Here is a 15,098-nt window from a genome sequence, read left to right as displayed (position 1 = left end):
AATTTAATCTGAAAATAAAGATTATTCAAGGGGGAAGTACGGTTTTAATTTATGATAAAATTGATTGTGGAATATATTTCAAAAAGAGGTTTGTATATGGAGAAAAACTCAATTTTAATTGTAGATGATGATCAAGATATTGTTCGATTTGTTAACGCAAATTTAATGCAAGAAGGTTTTAAAGTTTTTAGTGCTCATAACGGAGAAGAGGCTTTAGAAATAATAAATAATAACAGTATTCAACTTGCAATTCTGGATATTATGATGCCACAAATGGATGGGATAGAATTATGCAGAAGGATTAGGGAGAAACATAGTTTACCAATTATGTTCTTAAGCGCGAAATCATCGGATGTAGATAAAGTAATTGGATTTAGTACTGGGGCAGATGATTATATTGTGAAGCCGTTTAGTACAATTGAATTTATAGCAAGAGTGAAAGCTCAATTAAGAAGGTATACATATTTCAATCAAAATGCTGTCCAAGTAATAGAAAAGAAAATAAATATTAGAGGTTTAGAAATAGATGAAGTGTCGAGGACAGTAATGTTATATGGGGAAACGATTAATCTTACGAAAACTGAATATGATATTTTGTACTTAATGGCCGCTGCAAAGAATCGTGTGTTTACTATTGAAGAAATATATGAGAGCGTTTGGAAAGAAAGAGCCTATGAAAGTAATAATACAGTAATGGTTCATATTGCGAGATTGAGAAATAAAATTGAAGAGAATCCAAAAGAACCGAAGTTTATTCAAAATGTTTGGGGAGTCGGATATAAAATTGAAGATTAAATCATTACAAGGCATTAGAGCTAAGTTTTTTATCGCATTCATAAGTAGTATTTTGCTAGCAACTGTAAGTATAATAGCGTTTCAAATTGTAATTGGAAATATATATAGTCATGTTACTGCGTTAGAGGAAAAATATTCATTTTTATATTTTATAGTTTTTTTAATTTTTACTACAACATACTTTGCATTCATGACAAAAACAATGATGAAAAGGTTATCTGAAATTAACAAGAGTGTGAAGGAAATAAGTAATGGTAATTTTGAAATACATATACCTATTTCAAAAAATGACGAGATTGGTGAATTAGCGAAGAATGTTAATAGAATGGCGAAAAGTCTAAAAGAGTCTATCGAGAATGAAAAAAAATGGCAGGAAATGAAAACTGAAATGATTAGTAATATTTCTCATGACTTACGAACACCTGTAACATCTCTAATCGGTTACGCGGACCTGTTAGGAAATCAGCTTCATTCAAATAGAGAAGAATGTGAACAGTATGTAAGTATATTAAAGCGAAAAAGTTATGAATTAAAAAATCAAGTAGATGATTTATTGGAATATTGTCAAATAAATTATAGAGAGATCGAATTACATAAAAGTGTAGTAAATATGAAAGCGTTCATTGAACAAATCATGATTGATTTTGTACCACTACTAGATGATGCCGATATGAGCTTTTGTATTAACGGTGATAAGGAGTTACATGTGGAAATAGATGTAGCGGTTATGGTGAGGCTATTCGAAAATGTAATTAGTAATAGTATTATGTACGGGAAAGACGGAAAGGATATTTTAATTCAAGTTTCTAAAAGAGACATGAATGCTGAAATAGAAATTAAAAATTTTGGACAATGTATTCCGGATGAGAACCTTCCTTACGTTTTTGAGAAGTTTTATCGCGGTGAAAAATCACGTAGCTCTCATACGGGTGGAAAAGGAATGGGACTTGCAATTGCAAGAAGTATAGCAGAGCTTCATAAAGGGGATATCACTGTGCGCAGTAACGAGAAAGAAACTGTTTTCACCATCGTTTTACCGCATTATAAAGAATTATAAGGAAGTCGTAAGTATTTCTTTTATATGTCGTAATTTTCACTTCGTATTATGTAGAACAAAGATATGAGAGTGGGGATACAACATGTGGAAGAAATATGTATTAATAATTTTAGTTGCGTTTTTAATTATAAGTTGGAGTGTAGTTTATTTAGCTAAAGGTGTTATATCAGTCACTGCTTGGTGGAGTATACAAGCCTTTAGCATAGTATCACTCTTTATTTTGATAGGATCAGTATTACTATTTGTGTGGAAAGGTATTTTCAGAAAGCAAATAGATAAAGCGCTACTCTTCATCGTTCTTTTCTCTATAATTGGAGCTTGGCCTTTAGGATGGTTTGCTAACATAGGGGGACTTGCTTACCCAGCAGATGTACATTCTATGAATCCTAAAGCAGTAGTTCGCTTTCCTTTGAATGAACGAGCATTAGTGGGCTGGGGTGGTGATCGATTAGAAACGAACTATCATGTTATAAAACCAAATGAACGATGGGCATATGATATTCTTATTCCGCCTGCTGAAGTGAAAAATAGTAAGTTGGAGGATTATGGAATATATGGAGCGAAAGTAATGGCACCAGCTTCTGGAACAGTTATATCCATCAATAATGATGAAAAAGATGTAGTTCCGGGAGAGGATGATTTTCAATCAATGGCGGGTAATCATATTTATTTGCAACTAGATGAATCAGGGACATTTTTGATTCTTGCCCATTTAAAAAAAGGATCAATTAAAGTGAGGGAAGGCCAACATGTAAATGAAGGAGAGGTACTTGCTCAAGTTGGTAACTCAGGAAGTTCAAGTGAGCCGCATTTACATATTCATCATCAAAGGCAGGATCCATCCAAGGTGAGCATATTTCTTTCGGAAGGATTACCACTTTACTTTCGAACTGAAAAAGGTACGATAATGCCAGAAAGAGGTACATACATAAGTGGTAATGAAAAAAGGTATTCCAGTTTTATTGGAATACCTTTTCTCATTAACCTACAAATGTTTGATAAAGTAAGAAAATATTTAAAATGATAACAAGTGCAGCGATGATCCAAGCGATAAAGGTTGTTATGCGGTGATTAACGAGCGCACCCATAATTTTTTTATTGCTTGTAAACATAATAAGTGGCACTAATGCAAAAGCAATACCGAATGATAATACGACTTGGCTCATGACTAGAGCGTAAGTTGGATTTACACCTAAAGCGATAATAACTAATGGTGGAATCATTGTAATAAAACGGCGTAAGTATAACGGAATATGCATTCGAATGAAACCTTGCATAATTATATCACCTGACATTGTACCGACAGAAGAGCTAGATAGTCCTGCTGATAAGAGCCCGATTCCAAATAAAGCAGCTGATACAGGACCGACTAAAGTGCTGAAATGGTTAAATGCAACATCAAGATCTTCTACATGCAAGCCGTTTTTAAAGAATAGTGCAGCTGCTACAATTAACATACTCGCATTGATTGCTCCAGCGATAACCATTGCAATAATAATATCGATAAATTCGAAACGGAAAATCTTTTTCTTTTGTTCGTCAGTTGTTCCGACCACGCGGCGTTGTGTCAATGCAGAATGTAAATAGATTGCGTGTGGCATAACTGTCGCACCTAATATCCCTGCTGCAAGTAATATACTGTCTACACCTTGGAATTTTGGAATAAATAGTCCTGAAAGAAGGGGACTTAATTCTGGTTTTGCATAAAAAACTTGAATCCCAAATGCTATTACTACGATAAAAATCATCCCTGTAATAATAGCTTCTAGTGGGCGAAATCCTCTGCGTTGAAACTCAAGAATAATAAATGATCCGACTGCTGTAATTAAAGCAGCTGGTAACATCGGAATTCCAAATAGTAAGTAAAGTCCCAATGCAGCTCCAATAAATTCCGCTAAATCTGTAGCCATAATAACGAGTTCACCTTGTATCCATAAGCCGATAGACACAGGTTTTGGAAAGTGTTCGCGAGCAATTTCAGGTAAATTATTTCCCGTAGCAATTCCTAATTTAGCTGATAAAGTTTGAATTAATACTGCCATTAAGTTAGACGCGAATATAACCCATAATAGTAAATATCCATATTGTGAACCAGCTGCGATATTTGTAGCAAAGTTACCAGGGTCAATATAAGCTACGGATGCGATAAAAGCGGGTCCTAAAAACGGTAACAGTCTTTTCCACCCTTTCGTTTCTCCACTTAAAGCTAAGTGTGCTGATTGAACAGTTGTACTTTGAGAAGGGACTTGTTCATCTTTTGATATATCTTTATTCATAGTAGTTTTCCCCTTTGAAATGTTAACTTGATGAAATTATTGTAAGTATTCTTATTGTTTATTTCAATACATTTAAATGTATGAGATGATATTTTTATTTGAACACAAATGTTTCCTTAGTGCAAATTATATGCCTTGCTGCAATGGATGGTGTTGTGTTATAAAAAAATGGGAGTTTATGGTGTGATTACATGGGGAAACATAATGAATTAAAGGACTAATTTTGAAATTTATGTGAACATAGAGCCTATATTACAGCATATTAATTGATGGAAATGAAATTGTATGATATATAATATATTGGGATTACAACATAACCATAGTGTTTTGTGATGTAATCTTGTTTTTATTTTCGTTAACTTATAGAAAAAATTGTAAATAGAAGAAAATAGGCTAAGTACAATTTAGTATGTATTTTCTTATTATATATGTTTTGATATGAACGTTAACTTATACATGATTTTAAAATTTAGATAGGTGGTAGAAATAAATTGGCAACTACAAAACCATATAGAGTATTACTATATTACATGTACACAACAATTGAAAATCCAGAAGAATTTGCTGAACAGCATTTAGAATTTTGTAAATCACTTGAGTTAAAAGGAAGAATTCTTGTAGCGACAGAAGGAATTAATGGAACTTGTTCTGGAACTGTTGAGCAAACAGAGAAATACATGGAAGCAATGAACAATGATCCACGTTTTGCTGGAATCGTTTTTAAAATTGATGAGGCAGATGAACATGCATTTAAGAAAATGCACGTACGCCCTCGTCCAGAGTTAGTTACACTTCGTCTAGAAGACGACATTAATCCGAAAGAAATAACTGGTAAATATTTAGAGCCAACAGAATTCTATGAGGCAATGAAACAAGAAGATACAGTTATCATTGATGCACGAAATGATTATGAGTTTGATCTAGGTCACTTTAAAGGTGCGATTAAACCGGATATTGAATCATTCCGTGAGTTGCCAGATTGGATTAGAGAAAACAAAGAAACACTTGAAGGTAAAAAGATTTTAACATACTGTACAGGCGGAATTCGTTGTGAGAAGTTTTCTGGTTGGTTAGTTCGTGAAGGTTACGAAGATGTAGGTCAGCTTCACGGTGGTATTGTAACGTACGGAAAAGACCCAGAAGTACAAGGTGAGCTTTGGGATGGACAATGTTACGTGTTCGATGAGCGTATCTCTGTACCAGTAAACCAAAAAGAGCATGTTATCGTTGGTAAAGACCACTTTACAGGTGAACCTTGTGAGCGCTATGTAAACTGTGCAAATCCAGAATGTAATAAGAAAATTTTATGTTCTGAAGAAAACGAAGCGAAACATTTACGTGCATGTTCTCATGAATGTCGTGTACACCCACGTAATCGTTATATCGTTCAACACGAATTAACTGAAGAGCAAGTAGCTGCTGCATTAGAGAAAATCGAAGCAGGGAAGTAAGCTAAATTATTGTAATAAAAAAGTACTCCAAATTTTATTTTGGAGTACTTTTTTTACTATGTGTTTTTTATTAGTTTTTGTCGGTAAGTCGATATATCTTAAAAATCGCTGATATAATTTGAGTTGCGCCGATATATTCGAAAAATCGCTGATAAAAATTTCATTTACTGAAGCGTACCACATATTTGTAATTTGAAAATAACTTTCTTTACTTCCTATCATCTTTCTCTTTAACAGCAGAAAGTACAGTTTGTTTTACCCATGATTTTCTTCGTTTATGTTGTAGACTCCATTGGTATAAACTTTGCGCACCTAAAATAAGTGAAATGACTATGCCGCTAATTGCTATTAAAAGCGCGAAAAATTCAAGTGGCGACGAGATTTTGTTTGAATCGGTGTTTCTTAAAAGATCAATCATAGTAAACCCTAACATTTGGCCTACTACAGAGTAGAGTGTTAAAATTAATAGTAAAAGGCTATCTTTTTTGGAAGCGACATTTTCTTGATATTTAAACAAACTATCAAGATTTTGTTTTGCATTCGAGTATAGTACTTCAATGTTAAATAGATTTCTTAAGCGGAAGAAAATATCTTCACTCTGTGATTGGGATACTAACTCTAAAGAGAAGTAATTTGCTGTAAATGAATTGATTGAATAAATTAATTTCTCTATTTCATTTGTATCTTGTTCAATGTTAAGTTCAGCATAAGCGTTTGCCATTTTTAATAAAACAACTTTATGAAATAGATTTAATAACAAAGCGTAATAAAACTCCCCGTACATTTGACTAGCAAGTTTAGCGATTGCTTGCTCACCTTCATTTGTTATACATGTAAAAATATGTTCTTCCATAACAAAGTAGCGATTAGGAGCCCATCTTTGATAAGAATGTTTTGTTAAATAATCTTGAATATAAGGGATGTTATTTGCGCTAATATACGGATTGCCATCGTCTGTTAATCCGGAAAGACTGGAAGTTCGGTATACATCGATTATATGAAGGTCTGACTCTTTATTCACGGATAATAAAGTTTGTACATACATTCTTTGGTCTTCAAAGAAAGGAAAGGTTTGAAAGTAAGAGCTCCGCAATCTCTTTTTCTCAAAGAAGTTTGTTACACCATGAAATAAATCACCGAATATAAGTTTTTCCACTTGTGAGTATTGTTTTCCGTTACATTCAATACAAATAGTCTCGTTTGTATCATTTTTAGTTTCAAGTACACGGAAGCGGGCGGCGAATTCGATTGCTTCTGATAATGTCATATTTGGAGCGGTTTCTACTTCTGTCCGAATTGTTAAGAAGCCAAGCTCATAAGGGCAAAGTGTTACATCAATAGAATGAATTTTGAATGGAACAGAAATCAAATTTGTTGTTAAATGTCCAGTTAAGTTAAGGTCTTTAGAATAGCGTTGTAATCCTTTTTGATGCTCTGAGTGAGGAAATAGAATTTTATTTGTAAATGAAAGATAGTATGCTTCCATATTTTGATGTGAAACTTGAAACTTTCCGTAGTATGTATTTTCATTTTCAAGATGATCGAGTCGAAAAGGACGGAAATCATTTTTCTGTAAGAAAGGGAACATATTTTGTTCATATCCAGTTTTAAAAGAAAACGGGAATATAAATTGAAATATAGCTGTTGTCACATCTTTTTCCTCGATTGTTTGTATTGCCTCCATTTACATTGTTTCCTTTCCATATATGCTATAAAAACAACATACCCAAATTTATTTGAAAATAACCACTGTTTTATACTCGATTAAGAATGAAAATTCAGCTTATTTAGTAGGGGACATGTATAATGTTATGTATATTAAATGTTATAAAATTGTATTTTGAAAAGGGGGATGTTGTATGCGTATTTTAGTATTAGGAGCTGGTGGCGTCGGAGGCTTTTTTGGAGGTCGATTAGTCGAAAAAGGAGAAGATGTTACGTTTCTTGTCCGCAGTAAAAGAAAACAGCAATTAGAGGAAAAGGGACTTGTTATTCGTAGTGTTAACGGGGATTTTTCCTTCCAACCGAAATTAATAACGAAAGAAGATCGAACTTCTCCGTTTGACGTTATTTTATTTTCAACAAAAGCGTATCACTTAAACGAGGCGATTCAAGATTTGAAGCCGTTTGTAGGTGAAAATACTGTCATCATTCCATTGTTAAATGGCATTGCTCATTTATCACTATTACAAAAGGAATTCGGCGTGGAAAAAGTAATTGGCGGTTTATGCTTTATCGAGACGACGTTAAACGATCAAGGAGAGATTGTACAAACGAGTGTTGCCAACAGACTTGTATTTGGAGAAATGAAGTCTCAAGATTCAGAGAGAATAAAGCATATTTCTAAAGCATTTGCAGGTACGAAATCTAGCTTTGTTTTAAGTGAAAATATTATGCAAGATATGTGGCATAAATATTTATTTATTACTGTAATGTCGGGTGTGACGACATTAATGCGTGCACCGATAGGACCGATTCGCGAAAGCGAAGGTGGACGCGATTTTATCCAAAACTTATTTGAAGAATGTGTGCAAATCATGAGATCTATGAAAGCTCCAGTTAAGGATGGGATTGCCCAAGAACATATGAAAACAATCGATAAAATTTCGTATGATATGAAATCATCGATGCAGCGTGATATGGAAAAAGGTTCGTTCATTGAAGGCCAGCACTTACAAGGATACTTACTAGATGTAGCGGAACAATTTTCTATAGAAGCACCATTATTAGGGGCAGTATATCAAAATTTGAAAGTGTATGAAGAAATGACCTTTCACAGATCAGCAATACAATTGGATGTATGAAAAAATAAAAAAGAAAGCAATATATAAGTGTATTGCTTTCTTTTTTACGACAAATTATTTATTTCTTTTCGTTCTATCTGTCAAATTTATTTCCTGTTCACGTTTACCGTATAATTGATTAATTTCATTTGCTAATGCATCTAAATAGGAATCGGAAAAAATAGGCTTCTTTTCTTTAGACATATGAGTCTCCTTTATCGATTTTTTAGTATTCATTATGTATATTTACCGGCGGATTATGCGCAATCATTTTAAATTTTTTCTTTTTCAAAATTTTTGTTTACATTTTGAAAATAAAGGAGTATTATAATCCACAGTTTCAATTTTCTAAATCGCTGAAACCGCATGGTACGGGGGACCCGTTCTTACGGATTAGTTCTTAATCCGATGGGGTGAATCCTTGAAAAAGGTAGGGCTACTCATAGGCCCGAATCCGACAGCTAACCTCGTAAGCGTTATATTGAGAAGGAAGGTGGAGCTTGTGCGACAAAAAAAATAATGTCTACAAGTCTATTTCGCTATGGCTTGTAGACATTTTTTGTTTTCTGAAGAAATAGTTTGCTGGCTGTAACAAGCAGCATCGTTCGTACAAAATTATTGGAGAGTGGACAGCAGTGGTTTCATCAATCAAAAGGTTTTTAATTGGAAGGCCGTTAAAATCAACTGAGTTAGGAGAGCAAAAGCTTAATAAAACGAAGGCGCTAGCCATTTTATCTTCTGACGCATTGTCATCGGTCGCATACGGACCAGAGCAAATATTAATCGCACTAGCAGGCCTAGGAGCAGTAGCTTATTGGTATTCTATTCCTATCGCTGTTGGGGTATTAGTATTATTGACAGCCCTTATTTTATCTTATCGACAAATTATTTTTGCTTATCCGCACGGCGGGGGCGCATACGTAGTATCAAAAGAAAATTTAGGGATGAATCCAGGGTTAATAGCTGGAGGATCTTTATTAGTTGATTATATTTTAACTGTTGCAGTAAGTGTATCAGCAGGTACAGATGCGCTTACATCAGCTTTCCCTAGTTTACATGCACATAATGTAATCATTGCGATTATATTTGTTATATTGATTACTATTTTAAATTTAAGAGGGGTAACGGAATCAGCTTCCGTTTTAGCATATCCTGTTTATTTATTCGTTTTAGCACTATTTATATTAATTGGTGTAGGTATTTATAATATTATAACTGGTCAAGTTTCACCGACATTACATTCACCGATTGGAACACCAGTTGCAGGAATTAGTTTGTTTTTACTGTTACGAGCATTTGCTTCAGGAAGCTCTGCTTTAACGGGTGTTGAGGCAATATCTAACGCAATTCCAAACTTTAAGGATCCTGCACCTAACAATGCAGCGAAAACATTGCTCGCAATGGGTGCATTACTTGCAGTTTTATTTTCAGGAATTGTTTTCTTAGCTTATTATTACGGAATTACTCCAAGTAAAGAAGTAACAGTTGTTTCACAAATTGCTGAACAAACTTTTGGGCGTAATTTCATGTACTATTTTATACAGGGTACAACTGCTTTAATATTAATTCTTGCTGCTAACACAGGGTATTCTGCATTCCCGCTTTTAGCAGTTAACCTTGCAAAAGACAAATTCATACCGAGAATGTTTACGATTAGAGGAGACCGCCTAGGTTACTCAAACGGTATTATTATACTTGGAATTGCTTCGATTATTTTAATTGTAGCTTTCCAAGGGCAAACAGAACATTTAATTCCGTTATATGCAGTAGGTGTATTTATTCCGTTTACACTCTCTCAAACGGGGATGGTATTAAAATGGCTTCGTGAAAAACCTGAAGGATGGGCTTTGAGATTAACGGTCAATTTAATTGGTGCAGTCATTAGTTTTATTGTAATGAGTATGTTCTTTTTAACTAAGTTCGCACAAGTTTGGTCAATCCTTATTTTCTTACCTGCCATCATCTTCTTGTTCCATAGAATTAAGAAGCATTACGATGCAGTGGGTGATCAATTAAGTTTAAAAACTTGTGAGCCACTTGTTCCAATTGAGGGAAATGTAATTGTTGTTCCTGTAGCTGGTATGACGCATGTAGTAGAAAATTCATTGAACTATGCGAAGGCTCTTTCGGCAGATCAAGTTATTGCTGTATATGTTGCTTTTGACAGAGAAGAGGAAAAGAAATTTGAAGAGAAATGGAAGAAGTGGCAACCTGAAGTAAGGCTTGTTACGTTACATTCTCATTATAGAAGTATTATTCAGCCACTAACAAAGTTTATTGATACCGTACAATATAAAGCGAGTGAGTCAAATTACCGAGTTACTGTAGTTATACCACAGTTCATTCCGAAAAAAGGTTGGCATAACATTCTTCATAATCAGTCTAGTTTACTCATTCGTGCGTATTTACTCTATAAAAGAAATGTTGTTATTACGACAGTTCCATATCATTTGAAAAAGTAAGAAGATTTTTTAAGGGTAGCTTTACGAAAGTGAAGCTATCCTTTTTGTGTATACACTATGCATAATTGCATATGGGTCTAAAAGATATATCGATATAATTTTTGTATCTATGAATAAGTAGAGGTTTTTGTTGTGATATATGGATATTTCAATTGAAAAAGTGAAGCGGATTATATTTTGAAATAAGGACAGGAAAGCTTGAAAATAAAGGGAATGAAAATACTTCTTTACGTTATATAAATAGCTGTGTTTAAATGACCTTACAGTACAAAACTTACATGAAAACAAAACGAAATTTCATAATTCTGTACGAAAATTATTTTAAAATGAATAGTATTTCCGTGTAATATATTCACTGTACAAATGTGGGAATGGTGTTGAGATAGAAAAATTATACAACCTTATTCATACTAACCACATATGAAAAGTTATGAAATGTTTTATAACAATAAGTAAGTACTGTAGCAATAAAAGTTGGGAGAGATGGTTCATACGTGAGTCATGATGAGAACGTTCTCTATTTTAACCATCTCAAACTATATGCAAGAAAACAGAATAATAAAATGCGATAGTAATAGTTGCTAATACATAGGAGGAGTTAAAGTGAAAAAGACTTTAATTACAGGGTTATTGGTTACAGCAGTATCTACGAGTTGTTTTGTTCCTGTAAGCGCTTACGCTAAAGAGGGGAAAACAGAAGTGAAAACAGTATATGCACAAAATGTAATTGCTCCAAATACATTATCCAATTCAATTAGAATGTTAGGGTCACAGTCACCACTTATACAAGCATACGGATTAGTTATTTTACAGCAGCCAGACATTAAGGTGAATGCGATGAGTAGTTTGACGAATCATCAAAAGTTTGCAAAGGCAAATGTAAGAGAGTGGATCGATGAATATAATCCGAAGCTAATCGACTTAAATCAAGAGATGATGAGATATAGTACTAGATTTAATAGTTATTATAGTAAGCTCTATGAACTAGCAGGAAACGTAAATGAAGATGAACAAGCAAAAGCAGATTTTACAAATGCATATGGAAAATTACAATTGCAAGTACAAAGTATCCAAGAGAGTATGGAGCGAGATTTATTAGAGTTAAATCGATTTAAAACGGTATTAGACAAAGATAGTAGCAACTTATCAATTAAAGCTGATGAAGCAATAAAAACACTGCAAGGATCAAGTGGAGATATTGTGAAATTAAGAGAAGATATTAAAAGAATTCAAGGGGAAATTCAAGCGGAATTAACGACTATTTTGAATAGACCTCAAGAAATTATTAAAGGTTCTATTAATATCGGTAAACAAGTATTTACAATTACAAATCAAACTGCGCAAACGAAAACAATTGATTTTGTTTCTATCGGTACTTTAAGTAATGAAATTGTAAATGCTGCTGATAGTCAAACGAGGGAAGCAGCTCTTCGCATTCAGCAAAAGCAAAAAGAGTTATTACCACTTATTCAAAAGTTATCACAAACTGAAGCAGAGGCGACACAAATTACATTCGTTGAAGATCAAGTAAGTAGCTTTACAGAACTAATCGATCGTCAAATTACAACTTTAGAAACGTTATTAACGGATTGGAAAGTTCTAAACAATAATATGATCCAAATTCAAAAGAATGTTGAAGAAGGCACATATACAGATAGTAGTTTACTGCAAAAACATTTCAATCAAATTAAAAAAGTAAGTGATGAAATGAATAAACAAACGAATCAATTTGAAGATTACGTTACAAACGTTGAAGTACATTAAGCAGAAAAATAATTAGCGATATAGGGAGAGAAGAAAAATGACAAAAAAACCTTATAAAGTAATGGCTCTATCAGCACTTATGGCAGTATTTGCAGCAGGAAACATTATGCCAGCTCATACGTATGCAGCTGAAAGTACAGTGAAACAAGCTCCAATTCATGCGGTAGCAAAAGCTTATAATGACTATGAAGAATACTCATTAGGACCAGAAGGCCTAAAAGATGCAATGGAAAGAACAGGTTCAAACGCTTTAGTAATGGATCTGTACGCTTTAACAATTATTAAACAAGGTAATGTTAACTTTGGTAATGTATCGTCTGTTGATGCGGCTTTAAAAGGGAAAGTAATTCAGCACCAGGATACAGCTAGAGGAAATGCGAAGCAATGGTTAGATGTATTAAAACCACAGCTTATTTCAACGAATCAAAATATTATTAATTACAATACGAAATTCCAAAACTATTATGATACGTTAGTTGCTGCGGTAGATGCAAAAGATAAAGCGACTCTTACGAAAGGTTTAACTAGATTATCAAGTAGTATTAATGAAAATAAAGCGCAAGTAGATCAGTTAGTAGAAGACTTGAAGAAATTCCGAAACAAAATGACGTCCGATACGCAAAACTTCAAGGGTGATGCAAATCAAATTACATCTATATTAGCTAGTCAAGATGCTGGAATTCCGCTTCTGCAAAATCAAATTACAACGTACAATGAAGCAATTAGTAAATATAATGCAATAATTATCGGCTCATCTGTTGCGACAGCACTAGGCCCAATTGCAATTATCGGTGGTGCAGTAGTTATCGCTACAGGTGCAGGAACGCCGTTAGGAGTCGCATTAATTGCAGGTGGTGCAGCAGCTGTAGGCGGTGGTACAGCTGGAATCGTATTAGCGAAGAAAGAACTTGATAATGCACAAGCTGAAATTCAAAAAATAACAGGACAAGTTACAACTGCTCAATTAGAAGTAGCTGGGTTAACGAACATTAAAACACAAACGGAGTATTTAACAAATACAATTGATACTGCAATTACAGCGTTGCAAAACATTTCAAACCAATGGTACACAATGGGATCAAAATACAATTCTTTACTTCAAAATGTAGATTCAATTAGTCCAAACGACCTTGTTTTCATTAAAGAAGATTTAAACATTGCGAAAGATAGCTGGAAAAATATTAAAGACTATGCAGAAAAGATTTATGCTGAAGATATTAAAGTAGTAGATACGAAAAAAGCATAATCGGATACGAATCGTTAGAGCGTTAAGTATTGATGAATGATTTGAAGCTCCTGTTCAGTTGTGAGCAGGAGCTTTTTATACCCTTATAAAGAAAATAGGTGAAAAGTATGCAGAAACGATTTTATAAAAAATGTCTTTTAACGTTAATGATTGCTGGAGTGGCAACGAGTAACGCATTTCCTTTACATCCTTTTGCAGCAGAACAAAACGTAAAAACATTGCAAGAAAGTGCGGAAAATTATTCGTTAGGGCCAGCTGGATTCCAAGATGTTATGGCGCAAACGACATCGAGCATATTTGCAATGGATTCATATGCAAAATTAATTCAAAATCAGCAAGAGACTGATTTGAGTAAAATAAGTTCCATTAATAGTGAGTTTAAAGGAAATATGATTCAGCACCAAAGAGATGCAAAAATTAACGCAGCGTATTGGTTAAATTATATGAAGCCTCAAATTATGAAAACAGATCAAAATATTATTAATTACAATAATACTTTTCAAGCGTATTATAATAGCATGCTAGTAGCGATTGAACAAAAGGATAGTGGAAAATTAAAAGCGGATTTAGAAAAGTTGTATGCGGATATTGTAAAAAATCAAAATGAGGTAGATGTATTATTAGGGGATTTGAAAGCTTTTCGCGATAGAATGGGGAAAGACACAAATAGTTTTAAAGAGGATACAAATCAATTAACAGCAATTTTAGCAAGTACGAATGCTGGCATTCCAGCTCTAGAGCAACAAATAAATACATATAACGATTCAATCAAAAAGAGTAATGATATGGTCATTGCTGGTGGCGTACTTTGCGTAGCACTAATAACATGTCTTGCTGGCGGACCGATGATTGCGATTGCGAAAAAAGATATCGCAAATGCAGAAAGAGAAATCTCCAATTTAAAAGATAGAATTTCTGGCGCACAAGCAGAAGTGGCAATATTGACAGATGTAAAAAATAAAACAACAAATATGACTGAAACAATTGATGCAGCAATTACAGCACTGCAAAATATATCAAATCAATGGTATACAGTAGGGGCAAAATATAATAATTTACTGCAAAACGTAAAAGGAATCAGCCCTGAAGAATTTACGTTTATAAAAGAAGATTTACATACAGCGAAAGATAGCTGGAAAGATGTAAAAGATTATACAGAAAAATTACATGAAGGCGTGGCGAAGTAAACAGTGGACTAGTTCCGCTGTTTATTTTTTATCCTGTTTTTTGTGAGAGGTGGACTTGTTATTTAATATATAAATTG

At 33.7% G+C, this 15,098-nt stretch carries 12 protein-coding genes and 1 riboswitch; of the genes, 9 read left to right on the top strand and 3 right to left on the bottom strand.

Annotated elements, in window-relative coordinates:
* Positions 1–96 precede the first annotated feature (96 nt).
* From DN389_RS26050 to DN389_RS26040, 3 genes are all read left to right on the top strand, one after another.
* Positions 97–795: a response regulator transcription factor gene (locus DN389_RS26050; protein ID WP_098090960.1), complete on the top strand. Its 699-nt coding sequence runs from the start codon at positions 97–99 to the stop codon at positions 793–795.
* Positions 785–1,852, top strand: coding sequence for a sensor histidine kinase (locus DN389_RS26045; RefSeq protein ID WP_149237748.1), 1,068 nt, complete (start codon positions 785–787; stop codon positions 1,850–1,852). The genes DN389_RS26050 and DN389_RS26045 overlap by 11 nt, the downstream gene beginning before the upstream one ends.
* Before the next feature lie 82 nt (positions 1,853–1,934).
* Positions 1,935–2,876, top strand: a complete 942-nt coding sequence (locus DN389_RS26040) for a M23 family metallopeptidase (RefSeq protein ID WP_149237747.1) — start codon at positions 1,935–1,937, stop codon at positions 2,874–2,876.
* Here the strand turns inward: DN389_RS26040 and DN389_RS26035 are convergent.
* Positions 2,833–4,128 (bottom strand): Nramp family divalent metal transporter, encoded by a 1,296-nt coding sequence (locus DN389_RS26035; RefSeq protein WP_060489982.1) that lies wholly within the window; start codon positions 4,126–4,128, stop codon positions 2,833–2,835. The two genes, DN389_RS26040 and DN389_RS26035, sit on opposite strands and share 44 nt — an antisense overlap.
* A 491-nt stretch (positions 4,129–4,619) precedes the next feature.
* Between DN389_RS26035 and trhO the strand changes: the two genes are divergently transcribed.
* Positions 4,620–5,579, top strand: coding sequence for an oxygen-dependent tRNA uridine(34) hydroxylase TrhO (gene trhO, locus DN389_RS26030; RefSeq protein WP_000246241.1), 960 nt, complete (start codon positions 4,620–4,622; stop codon positions 5,577–5,579).
* A 208-nt stretch (positions 5,580–5,787) separates the two neighbouring features.
* Here trhO and DN389_RS26020 read toward each other — a convergent pair whose 3' ends face one another.
* Entirely contained in the window at positions 5,788–7,263 is a 1,476-nt protein-coding gene (locus tag DN389_RS26020; protein WP_098190260.1) for a hypothetical protein, read from the bottom strand.
* A gap of 175 nt (positions 7,264–7,438) precedes the next feature.
* Here DN389_RS26020 and panE point away from each other — a divergent pair, with 175 nt between their 5' ends.
* Complete coding sequence (panE, locus tag DN389_RS26015) at positions 7,439–8,383, top strand: 2-dehydropantoate 2-reductase (RefSeq protein WP_088092009.1); 945 nt, start codon at positions 7,439–7,441, stop codon at positions 8,381–8,383.
* 54 nt (positions 8,384–8,437) lie between these two features.
* Here the strand turns inward: panE and DN389_RS29000 are convergent, their stop codons facing one another.
* Positions 8,438–8,566, bottom strand: coding sequence for a hypothetical protein (locus DN389_RS29000; RefSeq protein WP_000031869.1), 129 nt, complete (start codon positions 8,564–8,566; stop codon positions 8,438–8,440).
* A 140-nt stretch (positions 8,567–8,706) separates the two neighbouring features.
* Positions 8,707–8,853, top strand: a riboswitch (cyclic di-AMP (ydaO/yuaA leader).
* 144 nt (positions 8,854–8,997) lie between these two features.
* Here DN389_RS29000 and DN389_RS26010 point away from each other — a divergent pair.
* From DN389_RS26010 to nheC, 4 genes are all read left to right on the top strand, one after another.
* Positions 8,998–10,824, top strand: coding sequence for an APC family permease (locus DN389_RS26010; RefSeq protein WP_087980186.1), 1,827 nt, complete (start codon positions 8,998–9,000; stop codon positions 10,822–10,824).
* A 603-nt stretch (positions 10,825–11,427) separates the two neighbouring features.
* Complete coding sequence (gene nheA, locus DN389_RS26005) at positions 11,428–12,588, top strand: non-hemolytic enterotoxin NHE subunit A (protein WP_149237746.1); 1,161 nt, start codon at positions 11,428–11,430, stop codon at positions 12,586–12,588.
* Positions 12,589–12,625: 37 nt separating this feature from the next.
* The gene (nheB, locus tag DN389_RS26000; RefSeq protein WP_000162961.1) at positions 12,626–13,834 is read left to right on the top strand and encodes a non-hemolytic enterotoxin NHE subunit B; all 1,209 of its coding nucleotides are present in this window, start codon (positions 12,626–12,628) and stop codon (positions 13,832–13,834) included.
* Between the two features lie 107 nt (positions 13,835–13,941).
* Complete coding sequence (nheC, locus tag DN389_RS25995; RefSeq protein ID WP_098190259.1) at positions 13,942–15,021, top strand: non-hemolytic enterotoxin NHE subunit C; 1,080 nt, start codon at positions 13,942–13,944, stop codon at positions 15,019–15,021.
* Positions 15,022–15,098 lie beyond the last annotated feature (77 nt).

The organism is Bacillus sp. AY3-1 (assembly GCF_008368785.1).
Lineage (GTDB): Bacteria > Bacillota > Bacilli > Bacillales > Bacillaceae_G > Bacillus_A > Bacillus_A wiedmannii.
The sequence above is the reverse complement of the archived record's forward strand: the minus strand, read 5'-3'. Positions and strand labels throughout refer to the sequence as shown.

Bases quoted from the DNA above. Each gene is read 5' to 3' on its own strand.
- DN389_RS29000 (WP_000031869.1), bottom strand. From the start codon at position 8,566: ATGTCTAAAGAAAAGAAGCCTATTTTTTCCGATTCCTATTTAGATGCA.
- nheB (WP_000162961.1), top strand. From the start codon at position 12,626: ATGACAAAAAAACCTTATAAAGTAATGGCTCTATCAGCACTTATGGCA.
- DN389_RS26020 (WP_098190260.1), bottom strand. From the start codon at position 7,263: ATGGAGGCAATACAAACAATCGAGGAAAAAGATGTGACAACAGCTATA.
- DN389_RS26035 (WP_060489982.1), bottom strand. From the start codon at position 4,128: ATGAATAAAGATATATCAAAAGATGAACAAGTCCCTTCTCAAAGTACA.
- nheC (WP_098190259.1), top strand. From the start codon at position 13,942: ATGCAGAAACGATTTTATAAAAAATGTCTTTTAACGTTAATGATTGCT.
- DN389_RS26050 (WP_098090960.1), top strand. From the start codon at position 97: ATGGAGAAAAACTCAATTTTAATTGTAGATGATGATCAAGATATTGTT.
- DN389_RS26040 (WP_149237747.1), top strand. From the start codon at position 1,935: ATGTGGAAGAAATATGTATTAATAATTTTAGTTGCGTTTTTAATTATA.
- panE (WP_088092009.1), top strand. From the start codon at position 7,439: ATGCGTATTTTAGTATTAGGAGCTGGTGGCGTCGGAGGCTTTTTTGGA.